Here is a 21,943-nt window from a genome sequence, read left to right as displayed (position 1 = left end):
TAGTGCGGAGAGGCTCCCGTCAGACCAAGATCGCCCCGACGACCCTAATGCGGCCAGGAGTCATACCGCAATGCTCGCGCTCGACTGGTTGCCGACCCGACTGCGACACGTCCGATCGTAAGGCATCACATCAAGATTCACTCACGCGTTCGATTCTTGAGTGGATCCCGCCGACTCTCGCCATCCCTTTCGCTCGAGCTACCACCAAAGGCCCGCAACATCTGCCACGGAGCCTTCGAAGGCGTTGAGACGCCACGCCTGAACAGATGAACTTGACGGGGAAGACGACCGCGGCGCGCACCCGGTCCCGGCTCTCCGTGAGGCTCTTGTCGGGCAGCCCCACCAGCGTGAACGCCGCCACGCCCGGTTCGAGGTCGGCCTGGACCTCGACGACCACGCCCTCGACGCCCACCAGCGCCACCGAACACGTACGGGCGAATGCCATCAGGCCACCCCCCGCACATGCTCGACCACGGCCGCGCCCCGGGCCGGCAGCAGCACCCCGACCACGTCGATGCGGACCCCGCCGGGCGGCGCACCCCCGTGGGTCTGGATCCACCGCTCGGCGAGGTCCCGCAGCCGGTCCGCCTTCTGCCGGGTCACGGCCGCCATCGGATGCTCGAAGGGACCTTCCCTGCGGGTCTTCACCTCGCAGACGACCAGGACGTCCCCGTCCCGGGCCACGATGTCGATCTCGCCGGACCGGCCCGAGCGCCAGTTGCGCTCCAGGACCGTCAGACCGGTCTCCGCCAGCCGCCTGGCCGCCAGGGTCTCTCCGTACCTGCCCATCGCACTGCGTGCGTTCATGTCGGCACCACCTCCGGCGCCAACGATCACGCAGCCGCACCCAAGAAGTGGATCTTGGTGGACGGTCGGGCCGTTGTGGACAACCTCGTCACCCACACGGGTGACGCAGAGTCGTCACCCGCTGGGCAGCTCCAGGTCGCTCTTGTTCAGCTCCTCGATGTTCACGTCTTTGAACGTGAGAACCCGGACCTGCTTCACGAACCGCGCCGGCCGATACATGTCCCACACCCAGGCGTCCGCCATGGACACCTCGAAGAACACCTCACCCTGGACCGAGTGCACCTGCATCTCGTAGTCGTTGGTCAGGTAGAAGCGCCGCTCGGTCTCGATCACGTATTTGAACAGACCGACGACATCGCGGTACTCCCGGTAGAGCTTCAGCTCCATCTCGGTCTCGTACTTCTCGAGGTCCTCGGCGCTCATGGCATGTTCCCCTTCAGCCGTGCGATCCCACCATTGTGCGCCAGTCCCGTAAGCCCCTAGACGATTTCCGGGTCAAGGATCACGGGCCTGGCCGGGGGACCTTCGTCGAGCAGCGTGCGCAGCAGCCCGGCGAGTCTGGTCGGATACACCGTCTCATGTGCCCGGGTCAGTTCCGGACACGTCCACCAGCGCGCTCCGGCGACGCTGCGCCGTTCCAGCTCGGTCAGCCCGGTGGCGGCGACCGCCGTACGGTCCGTACGAGCCAGGTAGTACCACTCGTCCTGGTCCCAGCGGCGGCCCGCGAACGGGAACGAGCACCTCCGCCGCCACAGCACCGGGCCGAGCTCGACCTCGTCCCCGGTGATGCCCGTCTCCTCGGCGAGTTCCCGCAGGGCGGCCTGTTCACGGGTCTCGTCGCCCTCCACGCCGCCGCCGGGGGTGAACCACCAGTCGTCGGCCGGATCGTCCGGCTCGTGCCCGTGCAGCAGCAGGATGCGGTCCTGCGGGTCGAGCAGCACGACCCGGGCGACCTTGCGCAGTCCGCCCTCGTCGCAGCCGTCCTGGCCCGCGCTCACGGCCTCAGCGGGCACCTGCGGGCTCCGCACTCGCCCGGCGGGCCCGGGCCGCGTCCGCGCGCTTGGCGATCGGGCCGTAGGCGCCGCCGCCCAGGACGAGCACCGCGCCGGCGATCACCAGGGCGGTGATCGTGCGCAGCGGTCCGGGCGAGGAGAGGGCGCCGAGCGGTTCGAAGCCGGTGGGGCGCTCCAGCATGCCCTTCATGGGCCACACGACGGCGTCCACGCGGGCGTCCACGGCGGAGCGGGCCACCGTGCCGCTGGCGGCGTCGGTCAGGTGGGCGGTGGAGTCCACGGAATTGCCGCGCTCGTCGCCGAGCAGGAACAGCCGGCCCTTGGGGACGGTCACGGTCGGGAAGTTGCTCATCTCGGCCGGTGTGCCCTTGGGCAGGTACGTTTCGTCGATCTCCTTGCCGTTGACCTCGAGCTTGCCGTCCTGGCAGCAGGAGACCGTGTCGCCGCCGACCGCGACCACGCGCTTGACCATGGGCGCGTTGGCCCAGGTCGCGTCCTTGAAGACGACGACGTCACCGCGGCGCACGTCGGCGCCCTCGACCCGCTGCGCCAGGATCCGGTCGCCCGCGTCGATCGTCGGCGTCATGGAGCTGGTGGGCACGGTGTACGGCCGGTAGACGACCGCTCCCCAGGCGAAACCGCCGAGGAACAGCACCAGGCCCAGTGCGACGGCCAGCCCGGACAAGCGCTGTCCGGTCCGGCTGCCCACCGGGCCCGTGCCTGTGCCGCCGCTGCGCGGGGCCGTGTGCGTCATGCTCTCGCCACCCATGGGTCCGCACCCTACCCGGGGGTACCGGCCGGGGTCAGCAAACGGGTGGGATCACTGCCCTCGCCGGCCGGACTAGCGCTTCCTGCGCCGCCACCACACCACCGGCACCACACCGGCGAGCGCCAGCCCCTGCGGCGCGACCGCCCAGCCCGCGGCGGCCGGCTGGGCGTTCAGACCGGCCTGGTCGAAGGTGTCCGGCACCGGCAGTGTGTCCCAGCGGTTGATCGGCCAGGCGATGACGATGGCCCGCCCCACGACGTCCTTCACGGGAACCATGCCGTGGTTCTTGTCCGACTGGTTGTAGCGGGAGTCGCGCGAGTTCTGCCGGTGGTCGCCCATGACCCAGATGTAGCCCTTGGGGACCTTCACCTTGAACTGGCCGCCCTGGTCGTCGACGCTGCACGGCGTGTTGCCGGCGTAGACGTACGACCGCTCGTCCAGCGCCTTGCCGTTGACCGTCAGCGGGCCGGTGCCCTTGCACTCGATCGTGTCACCGCCGACGCCGATGACGCGCTTGATGAGGTCCTTCTCCTCGGCGGAGGGCATGAGGCCGATCCAGCTGAGGAACGTCTGCAGGGCGTTCGGATCCGTCGTCGGCTCGCCCGCCAGCCAGTTGTCGGGGTCGTGGAAGACGACGACCTCGCCGCGCTCGGGCTCGGAGCCGAACCAGGGGGTCAGCTTGTCGACCAGGACGCGGTCCCCCTGCTGGAGGGTGTTCTGCATCGAGTCGGAGGGGATGGAGAACGCCTGCACCAGGAAGGTCTTGATCAGCAGCGCCAGTACCAGCGCGATACCGATCAGGATGGGCAGCTCCTTCCAGAAGGAGCGCGGTTTCTTCGGTGTCCGGGCCGTACCGCCCGGTCCCTGGCCTTCGGCTGTCGTGTGCTCGCCTGTCACCCTGTCGTCCTCGGCTGCCCCGGAGTCACTCCCGGAGGTCACGGCGCTGTCCGCGGCCGGGACGGTGGATTCCGCGGGGCGTCCGCGGTGCTCCTCGCCGTCGTGTCCGGACCGTGCGCCAACCGCCACATCCCCCACGCCAACTCCTCACTCTGTGCCGCCGCCTGCCCCAAACACGACGCAGGCCCACCACTCCCATAACGAGCGGGAGTTCCGCAGGGGTCGGGAGCTGGATCGTTCCGTTCGAATCGTCGGAGGCAACCCTATGCGACGAGGGAGGGGCAGCGGTCGACCCGGTCGCCGAGTCGGACACGGAGGCGTAGGTGTTCGGTTCCTCGAGCGTGGTCCAGTGCCCGAGGGGCCAGGCGATGACCATGGCGCGGCCCACGACCTCCTCCTCGGAGACCGTGCCCCCGTAGTCGGTGTCCTGGTGGGCGCGCGAGTCGGCCGAGTTGTTGCGGTGGTCACCCATCACCCACAGCCGCCCCTGGGGCACCGTGATGTCGAACGGCGTGTCGGACGGGGCGATGCCGGGGTACAGGTAGTCCTCGTTCAGCGGGATGCCGTTGACGGTCACGCGCCCTTGTGTGTCGCAGCACTTGACGCGGTCGCCGCCGACGCCGACGACCCGCTTGATGAGGTCCTTCTCGTTCTCGGACGGCAGCAGGCCGATGAAGGTGAGCCCTTCCTTGATCTGCTTGATGACGACGGGGTCGTCCTTCTGCGTGGTGGGCTGCTCGTCCTGGAGCCAGCCGCCGGGGTCCTTGAACACGACGACGTCCCCGCGCTGCGGCTTCGAGCCGAACCACGGGGTGAGTTTGTCGACCAGGACGCGGTCGCCGATCTGGATCGTCTGCTCCATGGAGCCGGACGGGATGACGAAGGCCTGGACGAGGAAGGTCTTGAGAACGAGAGCTATGAGGACGGCGACGCCGACGAGGAGAGGTATCTCCTTGACGGCACCGCGCCTGCGGCGCCGCTTGACCTTCTTCTGGAGTTTGCGCCGCTCGGCGCGCGTACGGCCGCCGGACGGGCTGGAGGCGCGCCGGGCGCCGGTGGGCAGCAGGTTGTCCGCGGGGCTGGCGGGGACGCCGCGCGGTTTGCCGCGGTTACCCATGGGCGCCCGCCTCTCCGGCGGGGGCGGGCACGCGCGCGTAGGCGTCGGGGCGCTGCAGCCGGGTGGCGTGGCCGAAGGGCCAGACGATCCAGTCGGCGCGGCCGATGACGTCGCCGACCGGGACCATGCCGCCGCCCGGTGAGCCGAGGTGGTCACGGGAGTCGCTGGAGCGGCTGCGGTGGTCGCCGAGGACGAACAGGGTGCCGTCGGGCACGACGACGTCGAAGGGCACCGTGGACGGGCTGTCGCCGGGGTACAGGAAGCCCGACTCGTCGACCGGCCGGCCGTTCACCCGGATCCTCCCCTCCTTGTCGCAGCACACCACGTGGTCTCCCCCCACGCCTACAACGCGCTTGATGTAGTCCGCGTGCCCGAAGTAGCCGGTCCCGTCGAACACGACGATGTCTCCCCGCTGCGGCTCGGCACCGAAACGGTACGCCAACTTATTTACGAGAACCCGGTCCCCGATCCTCAACGCCTGCTCCATGGATCCGCTGGGGATCTGGAACGGCCGCACCACGAACGTGCTGAGGAACAGCAGGAACAGCAGGCAGGTCAGCAGGGTGAGGGTGATCCGGCCGCCCGGGAGCCATGCGCCGACACGCGACACCAACGAGAAACGCGACCGGTCCTCCGGCCCTCCGGGGTCCGAGGTCTGCTCGGAGTCGGAAGGGCGGGAGGAGCGGTCGCGCTCCGTCGGCTGTGCTTCGGTGTCCATCGGAGCCAGATGCTATCCGGCCCCGGTGTGAACCCCGGAGAGCGCTCAGTTCTCGCGCTTCTCCTTGATCTTCGCGGCCTTACCGCGCAGCTCGCGCAGGTAGTACAGCTTGGCGCGGCGGACGTCACCCTTGGTGACGAGCTCGATCTTCTCCACGATCGGGGTGTGCACCGGGAAGGTGCGCTCGACGCCGACGGAGAAGGAGACCTTGCGGACCGTGAAGGTCTCGCGCACGCCGGAGCCCTGGCGGCGGATCACGACGCCCTTGAACTGCTGCACACGGGAGCGGTTGCCCTCGATGACGCGGACGTGCACGTTGACGGTGTCGCCCGGGCGGAAGGCGGGGACGTCGCTGCGCAGCGACGCGGAGTCGACGGTGTCGAGCAGGTGAGACATGTCGTCTGCTTTCCTCGCTGATGCCACAGGTCATCAACGGAAACTAGGTGTTTCGGATCAGGGTTGTGCGGGTCGGGGCGGGCGTCGTCTCCCCCTGTGGCAGGGGCGCACGCCGGACGGACGCACAACAGCTGGCTATTCTTCCACGCCGTCGGTCCTGCGCCAAAATCGGCCGTACGGCTCCCCCGCCGGGTCGGGTGCCCAGCCCAGGATGGAGAGCATCTCGCGGTCCTTCTTGTCGAAGGCCTTGGGGTCGCACCGTTCGATCAGGTCGGGCCGGTGGGCGGTCGTGCGCTTCAGGGCCTCGTCGCGGCGCCAGCGGGCGATCTTCCCGTGGTGGCCGCTGAGCAGCACGTCGGGGATGTCCCGGCCGCGCCACTCGGGCGGCTTGGTGTAGACGGGCCCCTCCAGCAGGTTCGCCATGGCGCCGAGCGCGAAGGAGTCGTCCCGGTGGGACTCGGCGTTGCCGAGGACGCCCGGCAGCAGCCGCGCCACGGCCTCCGTGACGACGAGCACGGCCGCCTCGCCGCCGGCCAGGACGTAGTCGCCGATGGAGACCTCGTAGACCGGCATGCGTGTCGCGTACTCGTCGACGACCCGCCGGTCGATGCCCTCGTAGCGGGCCGGCGTGAAGATCAGCCAGGGGCGCTCGGAGAGGTGGACGGCGAGTTCCTGGGTGAAGGGGCGGCCGCTGGGCGTCGGCACGATGAGGGCCGGCTCGTGGGAGCCGGTCTCGTAGCCGTCGGCCAGGACGGAGTCCAGGGCGTCTCCCCACGGCTCGGTCTTCATGACCATGCCGGGGCCGCCGCCGTACGGGGTGTCGTCGACGGTGTTGTGCCGGTCGTACGTCCAGGAACGCAGGTCGTGCACATGGACGTCGAGCTGTCCACGCGCGCGTGCCTTGCCGACGAGGGAGACGTTCAGCGGTTCCAGGTACTCGGGGAAGATCGTGACGACGTCGAGGCGCATCAGGACTCGTCCCGGCTGGAGGCGATCTCGGCACGGTCGTCGATCAGGCCCGGCGGCGGGGTGATGACGGCCTTCTGCTCCTCCAGGTCGATCTCGGCGACGATCTCCTCGACGAACGGGATCAGCACCTCGCTGCCGTCGGGGCGCTCCACGATGAACAGGTCCTGGGTGGGCAGGTGCGAGATCTCCGTGATCCGCCCGACCTCGGTGCCATCGGCGGTGACCACGTCGAGGTCGATGAGCTGGTGGTCGTAGTACTCGTCCTCGCCCTCGGGCAGTTCCTCCGGGTCGATCTCGGCGATCAGGAGGGTGTTGCGCAGGGCCTCGGCGCCGTTGCGGTCGCTGACGCCCTCGAAGCGCAGCAGGAGACGGCCGCTGTGGACGCGGCCCGTCTCGATGGTGAGCGGTCCCGCGGAGGCGGGATCGGTGGCGAGTACGGCACCGGGGGCGAGCCTCAGTTCCGGCTCGTCCGTACGGACCTCGACGGTGACCTCACCCTTGATGCCATGGGCACGGCCGATCCGTGCGACTACCAGCTGCACGTGTGCAATCTCCTGTCATACGACTACGGGCCGGGGACGGCCCTCAGGCCCTCCCCGGCCCGAGCCGGTTGCGATAAGCGTCAGCGGACGTGGTCCACGTCGACGAGGTCGACGCGGACTCCGCGACCGCCGATGGCGCCCACGACGGTGCGCAGGGCGCGTGCGGTCCGGCCGTTGCGGCCGATGACCTTGCCGAGGTCGTCCGGGTGGACCCGGACCTCGAGCACCCGCCCGCGGCGCAGGTTGCGCGAGGCGACCTGCACATCGTCAGGGTTGTCGACGATGCCCTTCACGAGGTGCTCGAGAGCCTCCTCGAGCATGCTCAGGCCTCGGTCGAAGCGGACTCAGCGGCAGCGTCGTCCTTCTTCTCAGCCTTCTTCTTCTGGGTGATCGCCTCACCCTTGCCCTCGTCGTCACCGCCGAGAGCCTCGAACGACGGGCGCGCGGCCTTCTCGGGCTGCGTCAGGAGCGGAGCCGGAGCGGGCTCGCCCTTGAACTTCTGCCAGTCGCCGGTCTTCTTGAGGATGGCCATCACGGGCTCGGTCGGCTGGGCGCCGACACCGAGCCAGTACGCCACGCGCTCGGCGTCGACCTCGATCACCGACGGGTTATACGTCGGGTGGTACTTGCCGATCTCCTCGATCGCACGGCCGTCACGACGGGTACGGGAGTCGGCGACGACGATGCGGTAGTGAGGCGAACGGATCTTGCCCAGACGCTTCAGCTTGATCTTGACTGCCACGGGAGTGGGTTCTCCTGGATTTGACGTGGTTGGGCACGGCGAGAAAAGCCGCGTGGGGTTGCGGTACCCGAGTGCCCGATGGACGCGTCAGCCGGAGGAGAGAGGGGTCCTGTGCGGCTGTCGAGTACAGCTAGCCATTGTGCCACACCCTGCGGGTCGCTCTGGCCAGGGGTGTGCCGCGGGCGGGCACGCCGGAGCGGCACCCGGCGTGGAGGTGAGGTACGTCGGGTGCCGCACCGCCCCGGCGTCCGTCTTCGACCGGCAGCCACGAGATGCCGGTGCCGGACGTCAGCCGGCGACCGCTCCCGCTCCCACGACCTCCGGGATCCGGAACGGCTTGCCGCAGCCGCCGCAGACGATGGGGGCCTGGGCGAGGACCGACGGCACCACGCGGACGTTGCGGCCGCAGTCGCAGACCGCCTTGACGCGGACGCCGCCGCCGGAGGAGCCGTGCCGGGCGGCCGGGCCCCGGAAGGTGCGGGAGGTGTCGGAGGAGGTGGCCGCGGTGTGGGCCTTGAGGGCGCGCTGGAGGCGCTCCATCGTCGGACGGTAGCGGCGCTTCGCCTCGGGGGTGAGCGTGACCAGGGAGAAGCCGCTGCTGGGGTGCGGTTCCTCGGGGTGGTCCAGGCCCAGCTCCTCGGCGATCGCGAGGAATCTGCGGTTGTGGTAGCGGCCGGCACGGGAGGTGTCGCGGACGCCGCGCGCGGCGGCGATGCCATGGACTGCCTCATGGAGCAGTCGCTCGAAGGAGAGCTCGTGACCGCACGCGGACGACGACTCCCCGATCAGGGACTCTGGCGCGGCAAGGTCGGGCAGCTCGGGGTGGTACCGCTGAATGTCGGCCCACGCCTGTGCCAGCTCTGCGGCGAGAACAGGTGGTGTCTGTGTCGTGCTCACGTAATGACAACGAGCCGGGGTGCCCCAGTGTTCCGATTCCGGGGCATCCCAAATAATTTGCACGTACCCGTCAGTTGCCTCTGATGCGTCCCGACGAGGGCGCCTGCGCTGATCTGGGGAGAAGCCTCACAGCTCACCACAAGGTGGTGCGTAGCCCCGCGTACGCCCCGGCGCGTAGATGACATCCGCGCGCCGGGGAGCCAGAGGTCCGCGGGTGCGCAAGAGGCGTTTCGGCCGCCTTGCGCCCCATCCGGAAAGCGCGTGCCGCGCTTCAGTAAGCGCGTGCGACGACGGCGAGGTTACCGGGTGCGTCGTCGGCGTCCGGCACCGACCCGTCCTCGGCGACCAGACACCGTACGGTCACCGCGTGATCGGCCAGTGCGGCCTCGCCCTCCTCGCCGAGCACCGCCCAGGGGATGCGCGCCCAGCCGCCGGCCGTCGCGGCCTCGACGGCCTCCTCGATCGTGGAGACGTCGGTCGTACGGGACTCCCGGCGCTCCCGGGCCTGCTCCAGCAGCAGCGCCTGGTCCTGTTCGAGCACCTTCGGGAGCAGCTCGACCAGGTCGTCCAGGGACACCGGCTCCTTGCCGCCGGGAATGCGGCGCGCGAGCATCGCCGTGCCGTTCTCCAGGTCGCGCGGTCCGACCTCGACGCGCACGGGGACGCCCTTCAGCTCCCAGTCGACGGCGCGGCGGCCGAACGGGGTGTCGGTGCGGTCGTCGACGTGGACGCGGACCCCGGCCGCCTTCAGCCGGTCGCCGAGCTCGCGGACCTTGGCCAGAACCGCCTCGTCGCCCTTGATCGCGAGCACCACGGCCTGGATCTGCGCCAGCCGGGGCGGGACGCGCAGGCCGTGGTCGTCGCCGTGCATCATCACCAGGGCGCCGATCATGCGGGTCGTGGAGCCCCAGGAGGTCTGCCAGACCAGCTCCTGCCGGCCGTCCTTGGACAGGTACTGGGTGTTGAAGGCCTTGGCGAAGTTCTGGCCCAGTTCATGGCTCGTGGCCATCTGGAGGGCCTTGCCGTCGCCCATCATGCCTTCGAGGGTGAGGGTGTTGATGGCGCCCGCGAACCGCTCCTTGACGGTCTTGCGGCCTGGGACGACGTCCATGGCGAGGACGTTCACCATGAAGTCCTCGTAGACCCGCCGGTGGATGTGCGCGGCGAAATCGCGCGCCTCCTCGTACGTGGCGTGCGCGGTGTGGCCCTCCTGCCAGAGGAACTCGGTCGTGCGCAGGAAGAGACGGGGCCTGAGCTCCCAGCGCACGACGTTCGCCCACTGGTTGATGAGCAGGGGCAGGTCGCGGTAGCTCTGCACCCACTTGGAGAAGGAGGCGTTGATGATCATCTCGGAGGTGGGCCGGACCACGGCGGCCTCTTCGAGTTCCTTGCCGCCGCCGTGCGTGACCACGGCCAGCTCGGGCGCGAAGCCCTCGACGTGGTCCGCCTCCTTGGTCAGGTACGACTGCGGGATCAGCAGGGGGAAGTACGCGTTCTGGGTGCCCGTCTCCTTGATGCGGGCGTCCATCTCGGCCTGCATCCGCTCCCACAGCCCGTAGCCGTACGGTCGGATGACCATGGTGCCGCGCACCGGACCGTTGTCGGCGAGCTCCGCCTTGGTGATCAAGTCCTGGTACCAGCGCGGGAAATCGTCCGCCCGGGGAGTGAGTACGGGTGCTTTTGCCATGGCGCGATGGTACGGGCCCAGGTTGCCGGAATGTGAAATCTCGCCATAGGCACATGACAACTCGCAAGCCGGGGCGCATTCCACTGGACGACAGGTCGAGAGGGGAGTTTCCTGGCATACGGGGGTAGTGCGAGCGCACTGTCACGGGGGCCATGGAATCGGGCAAGAGGCAACTCTCGGCGGATTGGGGCGCTTACTTATGACACCTACGCTCGTGCGGCAGCACCTGCCTCACGCGGGGGCCGCACCCCGCGTGGACCTGCGTGCACGCGCGCGTGACTGGTCCGAAATCCAGGAGCGGATGCTCGTACCGCTCTACGAGGCCGTCTACGAGCGACTGGACGTGGGTCCCACGACGCGGCTGCTCGGCCTCGGCTGCGGTTCCGGACTCGCCCTGCTGATGGCCACCGCCCGGGGAGCGGCGGTCACCGGTGTCGACGCTTCCCCCGAAAGAATGGCCCTCGCACGGGAGCGGCTGCTGCCCGCGGCGGGGAGCACGCGCGCGCGGGCGGGCACCCGGCTGGTCGAGGGCTCGCCCCGGGACACACGGGAGCCGGGCGCTCCCGCCTACAGCCTCGTGACGGCCTTCGAGCCGATCGGGTGCCTCGCGGGCGACTCGGAGGGGCTGAGCGGGCAGCTCGCGGAGGCGACGCCGCTCGCCGAGCGGGGTGCGGCCGTGGTGCTGGCGGGCTGGGGTCCGCCGGAGCGCTGCGCCACGACGTCCGTGCTGCGGGTGGCCACGAAGCTGGCGGAGCCGCTGCGCGCCTCGGGCAGCTGGCGTCCCGCCCTGCGCGACGACCTGGAGGAGGTCGCCCAGCGGGCCGGGCTCAGGCCGGACGGCTCGGGGCGGGTGGCGTGCCCGTTCGGGTACGCCGACGTGGACAGCGCGGTGCGCGGGCTGAAGTCGACGGGGCTGTTCGACGCGGCGATGACGGCGACGGACCAGGTGCAGGTGGACAAGGAGCTGACCGAGGCGCTCCATCCGCACCAGCGGCGGGACGGGACGGTGTGGATGCCGAACGTGTTCCGGTATCTGATCGCCCGCACGCCGTGACGCCCGGCGCCTGACGGAACGGCCGCGAGGGCACCCCTTCGGAGCAGGGGCGCCCTCGGTGTCGTACGAAGCAATCGTGCGGAGCGGGCCGTCAGCCCATGAACTTCTTGAACTCGTCCGGCAGTTCGAAGTCCTTGCCGCCCTGCTGCGGCAGCCCGAAGGCGCCTGAGGCCTCGGCGGCGGCCGCGCGGCGGGCGGCGGCCTCCTGCTCCTGCTGCTTGCGCTTCATCGGGTTGCCGGAGCGCTGCTTGCCCTTGGCCTGCTTCTGCTTCTTCTTCGCCCGGCCGGGGCCACCGCCCATGCCCGGCATCCCGGGCATGCCCGGCATGCCGCCGCCCTGGGCCATGCGGGACATCATCTTGCGGGCCTCGAAGAACCGCTCGACCAGGTTCTTCACCGCGCTGACCTCGACACCGGAACCCCGCGCGATACGGGCGCGGCGGGAGCCGTTGATGATCGTCGGGTCCTGGCGCTCGCCCGGGGTCATCGACTTGATGATGGCCGCCGTGCGGTCGACGTCCCGCTCGTCGAGGTTGTTGATCTGGTCCTTGATCTGGCCCATGCCCGGGAGCATGCCGAGCAGCTTGGAGATGGAGCCCATCTTGCGGACCTGCTCCATCTGGGCCAGGAAGTCGTCGAGGGTGAAGTCCTGGCCCTTCTTGGAGGCCAGCTTCTCCGCCATCTTCTGGGCTTCGGCCTGGTCGAAGGTCTTCTCCGCCTGCTCGATCAGGGTGAGCAGGTCACCCATGTCGAGGATGCGGGAGGCCATCCGGTCCGGGTGGAAGGCGTCGAAGTCCTCGAGCTTCTCGCCGTTCGACGCGAACATGATCGGCTTGCCGGTGATCTGCCGGATCGACAGGGCCGCACCACCGCGGGCGTCGCCGTCGAGCTTGGAGAGCACCACGCCGTCGAAGCCGACGCCGTCGCGGAAGGCCTCGGCGGTGTTGACGGCGTCCTGGCCGATCATCGCGTCGACGACGAACAGGATCTCGTCCGGGGAGACCGCGTCGCGGATGTCCGCGGCCTGCTGCATCATCTCCTGGTCGATGCCGAGGCGGCCGGCGGTGTCGACGATGACGATGTCGTGGACCTTGGACTTCGCGTGCTCGATGGAGTCCTTGGCGACCTTGACCGGGTCGCCGACGCCGTTGCCCGGCTCCGGCGCGTAGACGCCGACGCCGGCGCGCTCGGCGACGACGCTGAGCTGGTTGACGGCGTTCGGGCGCTGGAGGTCACAGGCGACCAGCAGCGGGGAGTGGCCCTGCTCCTTCAGCCAGCGGCCGAGCTTGCCCGCGAGGGTGGTCTTACCGGCACCCTGCAGACCCGCCAGCATGATCACGGTGGGCGGCTGCTTGGCGAAGCGCAGGCGCCGGGTCTCGCCACCGAGGATGGTGACCAGTTCGTCGTTGACGATCTTGAGGACCTGCTGGGCCGGGTTCAGCGCCCTGGAGACCTCGGCGCCGAGGGCGCGCTCCTTGACGTTCTTGATGAACGTCCGGACGACCGGAAGCGCCACGTCCGCCTCGAGGAGCGCGATGCGGATCTCGCGCGCCGTGGCGTCGATGTCCGCCTCGGAGAGCCGTCCCTTGCCGCGCAGGTTCTTGAAGGTCGCTGAGAGGCGATCGGAAAGAGTATCGAACACGGCGCTCGCGGTCCTCGGGGTCGGAGACAGACTGGGGAATCGCCCTCCAGGGTATCCCGGCGCGACAAGTCGCCGGGTCGGCCTCACCCACGCAGGGTCTCCTCCAGCTTCCGCGCCACCGCCGCCGCCTCGTCGCCGGGCAGCGGCGCGCCCTCCGGGCCGGTCACGTAGAAGGCGTCCACGGCGTTGGCGCCGAGGGTCGAGACGTGCGCGCTGCGCACCCGTACGCTCGCGTCCTCCAGGGCGCGGCCGATGCGGAACAGCAGGCCCGGGGCGTCCTGGGAGCGGACCTCGATGACCGTGGCCAGCCGGGAGGCGGCCGGGTGGACCGACACCCTCGGCGGCGGTGCGACCACGCCCCGGCGGCGCGGATAGGCCGCGTCCCGTTCGGCGAGGCGGCCGGCGATGTCCAGGGAGCCGTCCAGGGCCCGCACGAGGTCGGCGCGCAGGCGGGCGGCCTGCGGCAGGGAGCCGTACTCGGCGGCGACCCGCCAGTCCAGCAGCAGGACGGAGCCGTCGACGCCGTCCGGGAGGGTCAGGGAGCGCAGTTCGGCGGTCCGTACGGTGAGCCGGTGCATGGCGAGGACCCCGGCCACCGCGGGCAGCACGCCCGGCTGGTCGGGCACCGCGATGAGCAGTTCCACCCCGAGCGGCTCGGGGTCGCCGGACGGCTCCTGCCCGGCGGGCGGCTCGGTCTGGGCGCGCAGGGCGAGGACCGGGCTGCCGGTCGCGACGGCCTCGATGGCGAGCCGCTCCTGCTCGGCGGTCGGCGCGGCGTCCTCGGGGTCGTCGGGGGCGTCCCCGGCGAGCACCGCCGAGACCCGCTTGACCAGGTCGGCGACGAGCGAACCCCGCCAGGAGGACCAGGCGGCCGGGCCGGTGGCCAGGGCATCGGCCTCGGTGAGCGCGTGCAGCAGTTCCAGGGTGCCCGGCGAGCCGACGGCCTCGGCGACCGAGCGCACGGTGGCCGGGTCCTCCAGGTCGCGCCGGGTGGCCGTCTCGATCAGCAGCAGGTGGTGGCGGACGAGGGTGGCGATGACGGTCACGTCGTGGCGGTCGAAGCCGATGCGGGCGGCGACGTCCTTGGCGATGATCTCGCCGGCCACCGAGTGGTCGCCGGGCCAGCCCTTGCCGATGTCGTGCAGCAGCGCGGCGACCAGAAGCAGGTCGGGCCGGCTGACCCGGCGCGTGAACTCGGAGGCGCGCACGGCGGTCTCGATGAGGTGCCGGTCGACGGTCCACAGGTGCACGGCGTTGCGCTGCGGCCGGCAGCGGACCCGCTCCCAGTCGGGCAGCAGCCGGGTGATCAGCCCCTCGGCCTCCAGCGCCTCCCAGACCTCGACGGTCGGGCGGCCGGAGCCGAGCAGGGTGACGAGCTGTTCCCGGGCCTCGGCGGGCCAGGGCGCGGGGAGGGGGCGCACGGTGGCCGCCATGCGCCGTACGGCGTGCAGAGAGAGCGGGAGTCCGGCCTGCGCGGCGGCCGCGGCGGCGCGCAGGGGCAGTACGGGGTCGCGCTCGGGACGCGCCGCACGGGCGAGCACGACCTCGCCGTCCTGTTCCACGACGCCCTCCGCCAGCGGCGACCGCTCCGGGGCCGGTTTCCCGCCGCCCAGCATGGCGCGCAGCCGGGGCCGCACGGCGCGCGACCGCAGCACGCGCCCCACCTCGCGCCAGGTGACGTCACTGGCGTACGAGACGACCCGGGCCGCCTCGTAGACCTGCCGCAGCAGGGTGTCCGCGTCCAGCAGGCCGAGTTCGGCGGCGACCTGGTCCTGCTCCTGGAGGGCGAGCCGGTCGGTGGCCCGCCCGGTGGCCAGGTGCAGGGCGTCCCGGACGTCGAGGAGGCGGCGCCGGGCGTCGGCGAGGCCCTCGCGCGGGGCGTCGGCGAGCCAGGAGGCGGCGACGGCGCGCAGGGCGGTGGCGTCGCGCAGCCCGCCGCGGGCCTCCTTCAGGTCGGGCTCCAGCAGGTACTGCAGTTCGCCCTGCCGCTCGGCGCGTTCGGCGCACAGCTCCTGGAGTTCGGGGAGGCGCTTGGGCGCCTGGTTGCGCCAGTCGGCGAGGACGGCGGTCCGCAGTCCGGCGGTGAGGCCGAGGTCGCCGGCGATGTGCCGGGCGTCCAGCAGGCCGAGCTGCACCTTGAGGTCCTCGCCGGCCGTCTTGCGGGCCTCGGCGGGCGTGCGGACGGAGTGGTCGAGGTCCAGGCCCAGGTCCCACACCGGGTACCAGAGCCGGTCGGCGAGGGCGGCGACCGCCTTGGGGTCGCTGCCGTCGTGCAGCAGGAGCAGGTCGAGGTCGCTGCGCGGGGAGAGTTCGCCGCGGCCGTAGCCGCCGACGGCGACCAGGGAGGCCCCGCGCAGCCCCTCGGCGCCCGCCGCGAACAGGCCGGTCAGCCAGTCGTCGGTCAGTTCGGCCAGGGCCGCACGGCGCGGCGGCCCGGACCGCGCCTCCTCGGTGAGGAGACGCAGCCGGGCCGCCGCGTAGCCGCTGGGTCCCGAGTCCTCTGCTTCCTTCTGCACGTCCGTTCCCGTCACCCAGCGACTCCTGTTCTGTTTGCCTGCGTCAAGGGCCCTCAGAGCGCGTCGGGGCCGCGCTCGCCGGTCCGGACCCGTACGGCCGTCTCGACCGGGATGGACCAGACCTTGCCGTCACCGATCTTGCCGGTTCGGGCCGCCTTGACCACGACGTCGATCAGCTGCTCGGCGTCGTCGTCCTCGACCAGGACCTCGATGCGGATCTTGGGGACCAGGTCGACGGTGTACTCGGCACCGCGGTAGACCTCGGTGTGGCCCCGCTGACGACCGTAGCCGCTGGCCTCGGTGACCGTCAGGCCGTGCACTCCGAAGGCCTGCAGGGCCTCCTTGATCTCGTCGAGCCGGTGCGGCTTGACGACGGCGGTGATGAGCTTCATGCGTCCACCTTCTTGCTCTCGGCGCCGGCCGCTGCGGCCGCGACGGCGGCGGTCTTGGCGGCACCGCCACCGGCGCCGCTGAAGTCGTATGCGGTCTCGGCGTGCTCGGCCTGGTCGATGCCGGCGACCTCGTCGTCCTCGGTGACCCGCATGCCGATGGTCTTGTCGAGGATGAAGGCGAGGATCGCGGAGACGATCAGGGAGTAGGCGAGCACCGCGAAGACACCGGCGCACTGCTTCCAGAACTGGGTCAGGCCGCCGCCGTAGAAGAGGCCCTCCACCGTGGACTGGCCCTTGCCGCTGGCGAAGAGGCCGATGAGCAGGGAGCCGACGACACCACCGACGAGGTGGACACCGACGACGTCGAGCGAGTCGTCGTAGCCGAACTTGTACTTCAGGCCGACGGCCATGGCGCACAGCACACCGGCGATGGCGCCGACGGCGATCGCGCCGAGCGGGGAGACCGCGCCACCGGCGGGGGTGATGGCGACGAGACCGGCCACCGCGCCGGAGGCGGCGCCCAGCGTGGTGAACGCGCCGTGGCGGATCTTCTCGTAGGCGAGCCAGGCCAGCATGGCGGCGGCGGTGGCGATCTGCGTGTTGACGAACATCAGCGCGCCGACGCCGTCGTCGTTGCCGAGCCAGGAGCCGGCGTTGAAGCCGAACCAGCCGAACCACAGCAGACCGGCACCCAGCATGACCAGCGGCAGGCTGTGCGGGCGCATCGGGTCCTTCTTGAAGCCGACGCGCTTGCCGATGACGAGGATCACGCCGAGCGCGGCGGCACCGGCGTTGATGTGGACCGCCGTACCACCGGCGAAGTCGATCACACCCAGCTCGAAGGCCCAGCCGCCGGCGCCCCAGACCCAGTGGGCGACCGGGAAGTAGACGACCGTGGCCCACAGGGCGATGAACAGCGCCCAGGCGCTGAACTTCACGCGGTCCGCGAGGGCACCGCTGATCAGGGCGGGCGTGATGATCGCGAACATCAGCTGGAAGACCAGGAACACGAAGATCGGGATGGTGTAGCCGTCCCACAGCTGCGTCAGGCCGATGTTGCTGAGGCCGACCCAGTCGGAGTTCCAGCCGATGAGGCTGCCGGAGTCGGTGCCGAACGCCATGGAGAAGCCGTACAGCACCCACAGGATGGTGACGATCCCGAGGCTGATGAAGCTCATCATCAGCATGTTCAGGGTGCTCTTGACGCGGACCATGCCTCCGTAGAAGAAGGCCAGGCCCGGGGTCATGAGCATCACCAGGGCGGAACAGATGAGCATGAACCCTGTGTTGGCGGCAGACAGCTTGGGTGCTTCTGCGGCAAGGGTGATGGCTGGTGCCATCGGCGTCTCCTCGTCGTTGGTACGGCCCCGTGCGGGCGAAGCCTCGAGCGGAATGAGGGGTGGGCCGGTTATGCGCCACGAGATTGGCGCAGCGCGGTTTCGGTGGAAGCCCCTCGTTGTTTCGCGGCCGTGACGAAGGCGCCTGCTGTGTTACGCGTCGATGAACTGCCGGATTGCGGGTGCGCCGATCGTTATCGTGGCGCAACCTTCGGTCCGGGGCGGTCCTGGACACATGGGCCGGCCGCGGTCGGCCTTCCGATGACCTGGCATGGGGGAGCCGAGTCGGGCAGTTCGGGAGGGCCGGCCGCGGCCGGGGTCCAGGGGGCCGGGCGGTCTCAGACCGCCTCGGCTGTCTCGGGCAGCTCGGCGGCGAGCCGCTCGGTGAGGTCGACGACTTCGCCGAGGTCGCCGAAGTCGCGTGCGGCGGTGTCGACCGTCTTTCGGATACGGGTGTTGACCCGCTCGGAGCGCACCTTCTTGGCCACCTGCATGGCCTGGGCCGCGTACACCGTGCTCTGCTCGGGCTCGCGCTGGAGGAGGTGCACGGTGGCCATGCCGATCAGGTTCAGCGCATACGACCGCTGGTGCTCGCCGTCCTCGGCGAACAGCTCCACGGCCCGCTTCATCAGGGGCTCGGCCAGCGAGGCGTAGGTCGGGCTGCGGCCGGCGACGTAGGCCAGGTCGCGGTACGAGTGGGAGTTCTCGCCGTAGAGCTCGGCCTCGGAGAAGAAGCGGATCCAGTCGGGGTCGGGCTCGTCCCACTCGTCGGCCTCGGCGAAGGTGTCCTCGGCCATCCGCACCGCCCGCTTGCACTTGCCGGGCTGGCCCATGTTGGCGTAGGCGCGGGCCTCCATCGCATACAGCATCGACTGGGTGCGCGGGCTCGCGCAGTCCCGGCTGCCGTACTGCGCGAGGTGGATCAGCTCCAGCGCGTCGTCGGGCCGGCCGAGGTGGATCATCTGGCGGCTCATGCTCGACAGGACGTAGGAGCCCAGCGGCCGGTCACCGGCCTCCTTGGCGGCATGGAGCGCGAGGACGAAGTACTTCTGCGCGGTCGGCTGCAGCCCGATGTCGTACGACATCCACCCGGCCAGCTCGGCCAGCTCGGCGGCGACCTTGAACAGGCGCCGGGTGGTGGCCTCGGGCTGGGGTTCCTGGAGCAGGTCGGTCACCTCGTGCAGCTGGCCGACGACCGCCTTGCGGCGCAGGCCGCCGCCGCACTGGGCGTCCCACTGGCGGAACATCACCGTCGTGGACTCCAGCAGGTCCAGCTCCGGCTTGGAGAGCCGGCCGCGGGCGCGCCCCGCCCCGGCCGCGAGGTCGGGCTCGGAGCGCGGCGCGGGGGGCGCGGGCACGAGCCAGCGCTGCATGGGCTCGATGAGGGCCGGGCCCGCAGACAGGACCAGCGAGCTCCCGAGGAAGCCGCGCCGCGCCAGCATCAGGTCGCTGCGCGAGAACTCGCTGAGCAGGGCCACGGTCTGCGGGCCCGTCCAGGGCAGGTCGACGCCGGTCGCGGAGGGTGACTGACGCGCCGTGCGCAGCCCCAGGTCCTCGACGGAGACGACGACGCCGAAGCGCTCCGAGAACAGCTCCGAGAGGATCCTCGGGATCGGCTCGCGGGGGTTCTCGCCGTCGAGCCAGCGGCGCACGCGCGAGGTGTCGGTGGAGATGTGGTTGGCGCCCAACTGCCGTGCCCTGCGGTTGACCTGGCGGGCGAGCTCGCCCTTGGACCAGCCGCTGCGCACGAACCAGGAGGTGAGCAGCTCGTTCGGGCGCTTGTCAGTGTGCGTCGCGTGTGCAGCGTTCGTCCCGCTTCCGCCGTTGCCGCTCACTGGAACGCCCCCATCCCTGAGACCACTTGTCGCCGAGTGCGCCAAGCCCTATCAGCATGCCGGTTCGTACGGCCGTCCGTCCGGTCCTTGTCACCCTTCGAACGGAAAGCCGACTTGCCTCCGGCATACCCACGAGTGCATGTGCCCCCAGGACTCGTGCACACAAAGTAATCCTACGATCACCCGTCCAGCCACGGCTCACACGGAAACGCCACCATTCGCCACCCCATCGAATGAACTCACGTACGCCTGCGCGCGATTCACTTGACACAGCACACCCAGGAGCGGGTGCAGCGATGCACTCGGGGGCGCGTGTCGTGGGTGCACCACCCTGAGGCGCTTCCGGGCGCCGAGTGAACCGGCCGCCGACGGGAAGGCGGAAACGGAGAGTCACGCGCCGCGTCCGCTGCGTAACCATGGGTGCGTCGGACCCGTTGGAGGGGGTATGGGCTTCACGATCGGCATCAGCCGGGGCATGCGCGACATCCGGACCGGCTCGCGCCGCCGCAGCCGCACGTCGGACGGCACCGCCGTGGCCGAGTACACCGGGCTGTGGGGCTGGGACGTGGTGCCGGGCGCCCGGGCGTCGGCGGGCGCCTGCTCGTGCGGCCGCCGTGACTGCCCGGCTCCGGGCGCGCACCCGCTGGACTTCGCCCCGGTGATCCCCGCCGGGGCGACGCTCGACGACGTGACGGAGGCCTGGGGCGAGTTCCCCGGCGCCTCGGTGATGCTGCCCGTCGGCCGGGCCTTCGACGTCATCGAGGTGGCCGAGCCGGCCGGCTGCCGCGCCCTGGCCCGGCTGGAGCGCATGGGCCTGCCCGTCGGCCCGGTCGCGGCCACCCCGGACGGCCGCGGCCACTTCTTCGTCGCCCCCGGGGCCGCCGCCGACCTGCCCGGGCTGCTCTACCGCATGGGCTGGGACGACCCGGACGCCCTCGACCTGCGCGGCCTCGGCCCCGGCACGCACATCACGGCGCCGCCCTCGGACCGCGGCGGCCTCGGCCCCGTCCGCTGGCTGCGCTCCCCCGCCCTGGACTCGGCGTCCCGACCGCCGGAGGCCCGCCTGGTGCTGGGCACGCTGGCGTACGTGGCGCACCGCTCACGGGCGTAGCGGCCACAAGGACCCACGAAGACCGCGAAAAACCCCAAGGACACAGAGCGAAGCGCCCGTCCCCGACTGCACCTCGGGGGCGGGCGCTTCTCGCGCAGGTACGGTTTTTCGCAGGTCGTGCCGCGGCGGGTGCCGAGCTCACTCCCCGATAAGGGCGTCAACGAACGCCTCCGGCTCGAACGGCGCGAGGTCGTCCGCGCCCTCGCCGAGCCCGATGAGCTTGACCGGGACTCCCAGCTCACGCTGGACGGCGACCACGATGCCGCCCTTGGCCGTGCCGTCGAGCTTGGTGAGGACGATGCCGGTGATGTTGACGACCTCGGCGAAGACCCGGGCCTGGACGAGGCCGTTCTGGCCGGTGGTGGCGTCCAGGACGAGCAGCACCTCGTCGACCGGGGCCTGCTTCTCCACGACCCGCTTGACCTTGCCCAGCTCGTCCATGAGGCCGGTCTTGGTGTGCAGCCGGCCGGCGGTGTCGATGAGCACGACGTTCGCGCCCATCTCCTTGCCCTCCTTGACCGCGTCGAAGGCCACGGAGGCCGGGTCGCCGCCCTCCGGTCCGCGCACGGTGTGGGCGCCGACGCGCTCGCCCCAGGTCTGGAGCTGGTCGGCGGCGGCGGCCCGGAAGGTGTCGGCGGCGCCGAGCACCACGCTCTGGCCGTCGGCGACCAGGACGCGGGCGAGCTTGCCGGTGGTGGTGGTCTTGCCGGTGCCGTTGACGCCGACGACCATCACGATGCCCGGCTTGCGGTCCTCCGGCTCGGTCTTGACGGCGCGGTCCATGTCGCGGCCGACCAGCGTGATGAGCTCCTCGCGGAGCAGGGTGCGCAGCTCCTCGGGGGTGCGGGTGCCCAGCACCTTCACGCGCTCGCGCAGCCGCTCGACCAGCTCCTGGGTGGGCTGCACGCCGACGTCGGCGGTGAGCAGCGTGTCCTCGATCTCCTCCCAGGTGTCCTCGTCGAGGTGCTCGCGGGACAGCAGGGTCAGCAGGCCCTTGCCGAGGGCGTTCTGCGAGCGGGAGAGCCGGGCCCGCAGCCGGACCAGACGGCCCGCGGTGGGCTCCGGGATCTCGATCTCGGGAGCCTCGGCGGGCGGCTCCTCGACGACGACCGGAGCCGAGCCGTCCGGAAGATCCACCTCCTCTATCGTGCGCCGCGGTTCCTCCCGCGGCGTCTCGGCCTCGTCGCCGACGTGCGGCTCGGCCGGTGGGGCGGTGATGTCGGGCGCCGCGGGCGGGGGCGGCGGCAGCTGCTTCTTGCGCCGGCTGCCGACGATGAGCCCGCCGAGCGCGCCGAGCACGACCACGGCGATGACTACAGCAAGGATGACGATGTCCATAACGCGTCCAGTATCAGCCATGGGGCCCCGGGTCACCCTGCTTGTACCGCTCCGAAGGGCCGGGGGCCGCCGGATCTCCACACCCCTGGATGTCTGATGCCCCGTCAGCTAACGTCCCCCGGACACCGCCCGGTGAAGCCGAGCCTCCGCCCGGTGAAGGGAGA

The 21,943-nt window shown here is 71.0% G+C and carries 22 protein-coding genes and 1 pseudogene; 2 read left to right on the top strand and 21 right to left on the bottom strand.

Annotated features, from left to right (window positions below):
• Positions 1-283: 283 nt before the first annotated feature.
• The 15 genes and pseudogenes from ABZ386_RS18520 to proS all read right to left on the bottom strand — a co-directional run.
• Positions 284-445: pseudogene (locus ABZ386_RS18520) on the bottom strand (magnesium chelatase domain-containing protein); the annotation flags it as partial.
• Positions 445-837 carry a YraN family protein gene (locus ABZ386_RS18515; RefSeq protein ID WP_358965116.1) on the bottom strand — a complete coding sequence of 131 codons (393 nt, stop codon included), beginning with the start codon at positions 835-837 and terminating at the stop codon, positions 445-447. The gene ABZ386_RS18515 and the pseudogene ABZ386_RS18520, both read right to left, overlap by 1 nt.
• A gap of 84 nt (positions 838-921) precedes the next feature.
• Complete coding sequence (locus tag ABZ386_RS18510; RefSeq protein ID WP_003993268.1) at positions 922-1,230, bottom strand: DUF2469 domain-containing protein; 309 nt, start codon at positions 1,228-1,230, stop codon at positions 922-924.
• Between the two features lie 56 nt (positions 1,231-1,286).
• On the bottom strand, positions 1,287-1,820 hold the full coding sequence (locus ABZ386_RS18505) for an NUDIX hydrolase (protein WP_358965114.1): 534 nt from the start codon (positions 1,818-1,820) through the stop codon (positions 1,287-1,289).
• Positions 1,810-2,589, bottom strand: coding sequence for a signal peptidase I (gene lepB / locus ABZ386_RS18500; RefSeq protein ID WP_358965112.1), 780 nt, complete (start codon positions 2,587-2,589; stop codon positions 1,810-1,812). Before lepB (ABZ386_RS18500) ends, ABZ386_RS18505 begins: the two co-directional genes overlap by 11 nt.
• Positions 2,590-2,661: 72 nt before the next feature.
• Positions 2,662-3,624 carry a signal peptidase I gene (lepB, locus tag ABZ386_RS18495; RefSeq protein WP_114255556.1) on the bottom strand — a complete coding sequence of 321 codons (963 nt, stop codon included), beginning with the start codon at positions 3,622-3,624 and terminating at the stop codon, positions 2,662-2,664.
• Positions 3,512-4,603, bottom strand: coding sequence for a signal peptidase I (gene lepB, locus ABZ386_RS18490; RefSeq protein WP_356502152.1), 1,092 nt, complete (start codon positions 4,601-4,603; stop codon positions 3,512-3,514). Before lepB (ABZ386_RS18490) ends, lepB (ABZ386_RS18495) begins: the two co-directional genes overlap by 113 nt.
• Positions 4,596-5,321, bottom strand: coding sequence for a signal peptidase I (gene lepB / locus ABZ386_RS18485; RefSeq protein WP_358965110.1), 726 nt, complete (start codon positions 5,319-5,321; stop codon positions 4,596-4,598). Before lepB (ABZ386_RS18485) ends, lepB (ABZ386_RS18490) begins: the two co-directional genes overlap by 8 nt.
• Positions 5,322-5,366: 45 nt before the next feature.
• Positions 5,367-5,717, bottom strand: a complete 351-nt coding sequence (rplS, locus tag ABZ386_RS18480; RefSeq protein ID WP_030852073.1) for a 50S ribosomal protein L19 — start codon at positions 5,715-5,717, stop codon at positions 5,367-5,369.
• 135 nt (positions 5,718-5,852) lie between these two features.
• Positions 5,853-6,686, bottom strand: a complete 834-nt coding sequence (gene trmD / locus ABZ386_RS18475; protein ID WP_358965108.1) for a tRNA (guanosine(37)-N1)-methyltransferase TrmD — start codon at positions 6,684-6,686, stop codon at positions 5,853-5,855.
• On the bottom strand, positions 6,686-7,228 hold the full coding sequence (gene rimM / locus ABZ386_RS18470) for a ribosome maturation factor RimM (RefSeq protein WP_356614723.1): 543 nt from the start codon (positions 7,226-7,228) through the stop codon (positions 6,686-6,688). The genes trmD and rimM overlap by 1 nt, the downstream gene beginning before the upstream one ends.
• Positions 7,229-7,308: 80 nt before the next feature.
• Positions 7,309-7,548 (bottom strand): RNA-binding protein, encoded by a 240-nt coding sequence (locus ABZ386_RS18465; protein ID WP_003973401.1) that lies wholly within the window; start codon positions 7,546-7,548, stop codon positions 7,309-7,311.
• Between the two features lie 2 nt (positions 7,549-7,550).
• On the bottom strand, positions 7,551-7,970 hold the full coding sequence (gene rpsP, locus ABZ386_RS18460; protein ID WP_114255551.1) for a 30S ribosomal protein S16: 420 nt from the start codon (positions 7,968-7,970) through the stop codon (positions 7,551-7,553).
• Positions 7,971-8,258: 288 nt separating this feature from the next.
• Complete coding sequence (locus tag ABZ386_RS18455) at positions 8,259-8,867, bottom strand: hypothetical protein (RefSeq protein ID WP_114255550.1); 609 nt, start codon at positions 8,865-8,867, stop codon at positions 8,259-8,261.
• Between the two features lie 271 nt (positions 8,868-9,138).
• The gene (gene proS / locus ABZ386_RS18450; RefSeq protein WP_351341265.1) at positions 9,139-10,554 is read right to left on the bottom strand and encodes a proline--tRNA ligase; all 1,416 of its coding nucleotides are present in this window, start codon (positions 10,552-10,554) and stop codon (positions 9,139-9,141) included.
• Positions 10,555-10,753: 199 nt separating this feature from the next.
• Here proS and ABZ386_RS18445 point away from each other — a divergent pair, with 199 nt between their 5' ends.
• A complete protein-coding gene (locus tag ABZ386_RS18445; RefSeq protein ID WP_355714527.1) occupies positions 10,754-11,608 on the top strand; it encodes a methyltransferase domain-containing protein in 855 nt (284 codons plus the stop codon).
• 91 nt (positions 11,609-11,699) lie between these two features.
• Here ABZ386_RS18445 and ffh read toward each other — a convergent pair whose 3' ends face one another.
• The 5 genes from ffh to ABZ386_RS18420 all read right to left on the bottom strand — a co-directional run bounded on the left by ffh (position 11,700) and on the right by ABZ386_RS18420 (position 19,330).
• Positions 11,700-13,250, bottom strand: coding sequence for a signal recognition particle protein (gene ffh / locus ABZ386_RS18440; RefSeq protein ID WP_351341259.1), 1,551 nt, complete (start codon positions 13,248-13,250; stop codon positions 11,700-11,702).
• Positions 13,251-13,333: 83 nt separating this feature from the next.
• Complete coding sequence (locus ABZ386_RS18435) at positions 13,334-15,781, bottom strand: [protein-PII] uridylyltransferase (protein WP_358965105.1); 2,448 nt, start codon at positions 15,779-15,781, stop codon at positions 13,334-13,336.
• A gap of 38 nt (positions 15,782-15,819) precedes the next feature.
• Positions 15,820-16,158 carry a P-II family nitrogen regulator gene (locus tag ABZ386_RS18430; protein ID WP_030231663.1) on the bottom strand — a complete coding sequence of 113 codons (339 nt, stop codon included), beginning with the start codon at positions 16,156-16,158 and terminating at the stop codon, positions 15,820-15,822.
• A complete protein-coding gene (locus ABZ386_RS18425; RefSeq protein ID WP_351341253.1) occupies positions 16,155-17,498 on the bottom strand; it encodes an ammonium transporter in 1,344 nt (447 codons plus the stop codon). Before ABZ386_RS18425 ends, ABZ386_RS18430 begins: the two co-directional genes overlap by 4 nt.
• A gap of 335 nt (positions 17,499-17,833) precedes the next feature.
• Positions 17,834-19,330, bottom strand: coding sequence for a hypothetical protein (locus ABZ386_RS18420; protein ID WP_351341250.1), 1,497 nt, complete (start codon positions 19,328-19,330; stop codon positions 17,834-17,836).
• Between the two features lie 445 nt (positions 19,331-19,775).
• Here ABZ386_RS18420 and ABZ386_RS18415 point away from each other — a divergent pair, with 445 nt between their 5' ends.
• The gene (locus ABZ386_RS18415; RefSeq protein ID WP_358965103.1) at positions 19,776-20,441 is read left to right on the top strand and encodes a bifunctional DNA primase/polymerase; all 666 of its coding nucleotides are present in this window, start codon (positions 19,776-19,778) and stop codon (positions 20,439-20,441) included.
• A gap of 138 nt (positions 20,442-20,579) precedes the next feature.
• On the opposite strand, the gene ftsY is transcribed toward ABZ386_RS18415, so the two are convergent.
• Positions 20,580-21,779 (bottom strand): signal recognition particle-docking protein FtsY, encoded by a 1,200-nt coding sequence (ftsY, locus tag ABZ386_RS18410; protein WP_351341244.1) that lies wholly within the window; start codon positions 21,777-21,779, stop codon positions 20,580-20,582.
• Positions 21,780-21,943: the final 164 nt, after the last annotated feature.

This window comes from Streptomyces sp. NPDC006140 (assembly GCF_040628815.1).
GTDB lineage: Bacteria > Actinomycetota > Actinomycetes > Streptomycetales > Streptomycetaceae > Streptomyces.
This window is presented reverse-complemented; position numbering and strand designations above follow the sequence as displayed.

What these genes read in the sequence shown, in the direction of transcription:
- ABZ386_RS18510 (WP_003993268.1), bottom strand. Translation starts at nt 1,230, where the DNA reads ATGAGCGCCGAGGACCTCGAGAAGTACGAGACCGAGATGGAGCTGAAG.
- lepB (WP_358965112.1), bottom strand. Translation starts at nt 2,589, where the DNA reads ATGGGTGGCGAGAGCATGACGCACACGGCCCCGCGCAGCGGCGGCACA.
- lepB (WP_356502152.1), bottom strand. Translation starts at nt 4,603, where the DNA reads ATGGGTAACCGCGGCAAACCGCGCGGCGTCCCCGCCAGCCCCGCGGAC.
- lepB (WP_358965110.1), bottom strand. Translation starts at nt 5,321, where the DNA reads ATGGACACCGAAGCACAGCCGACGGAGCGCGACCGCTCCTCCCGCCCT.
- rplS (WP_030852073.1), bottom strand. Translation starts at nt 5,717, where the DNA reads ATGTCTCACCTGCTCGACACCGTCGACTCCGCGTCGCTGCGCAGCGAC.
- trmD (WP_358965108.1), bottom strand. Translation starts at nt 6,686, where the DNA reads ATGCGCCTCGACGTCGTCACGATCTTCCCCGAGTACCTGGAACCGCTG.
- ABZ386_RS18465 (WP_003973401.1), bottom strand. Translation starts at nt 7,548, where the DNA reads ATGCTCGAGGAGGCTCTCGAGCACCTCGTGAAGGGCATCGTCGACAAC.
- proS (WP_351341265.1), bottom strand. Translation starts at nt 10,554, where the DNA reads ATGGCAAAAGCACCCGTACTCACTCCCCGGGCGGACGATTTCCCGCGC.
- ABZ386_RS18445 (WP_355714527.1), top strand. Translation starts at nt 10,754, where the DNA reads ATGACACCTACGCTCGTGCGGCAGCACCTGCCTCACGCGGGGGCCGCA.
- ABZ386_RS18430 (WP_030231663.1), bottom strand. Translation starts at nt 16,158, where the DNA reads ATGAAGCTCATCACCGCCGTCGTCAAGCCGCACCGGCTCGACGAGATC.
- ABZ386_RS18425 (WP_351341253.1), bottom strand. Translation starts at nt 17,498, where the DNA reads ATGGCACCAGCCATCACCCTTGCCGCAGAAGCACCCAAGCTGTCTGCC.
- ABZ386_RS18415 (WP_358965103.1), top strand. Translation starts at nt 19,776, where the DNA reads ATGGGCTTCACGATCGGCATCAGCCGGGGCATGCGCGACATCCGGACC.
- ftsY (WP_351341244.1), bottom strand. Translation starts at nt 21,779, where the DNA reads ATGGACATCGTCATCCTTGCTGTAGTCATCGCCGTGGTCGTGCTCGGC.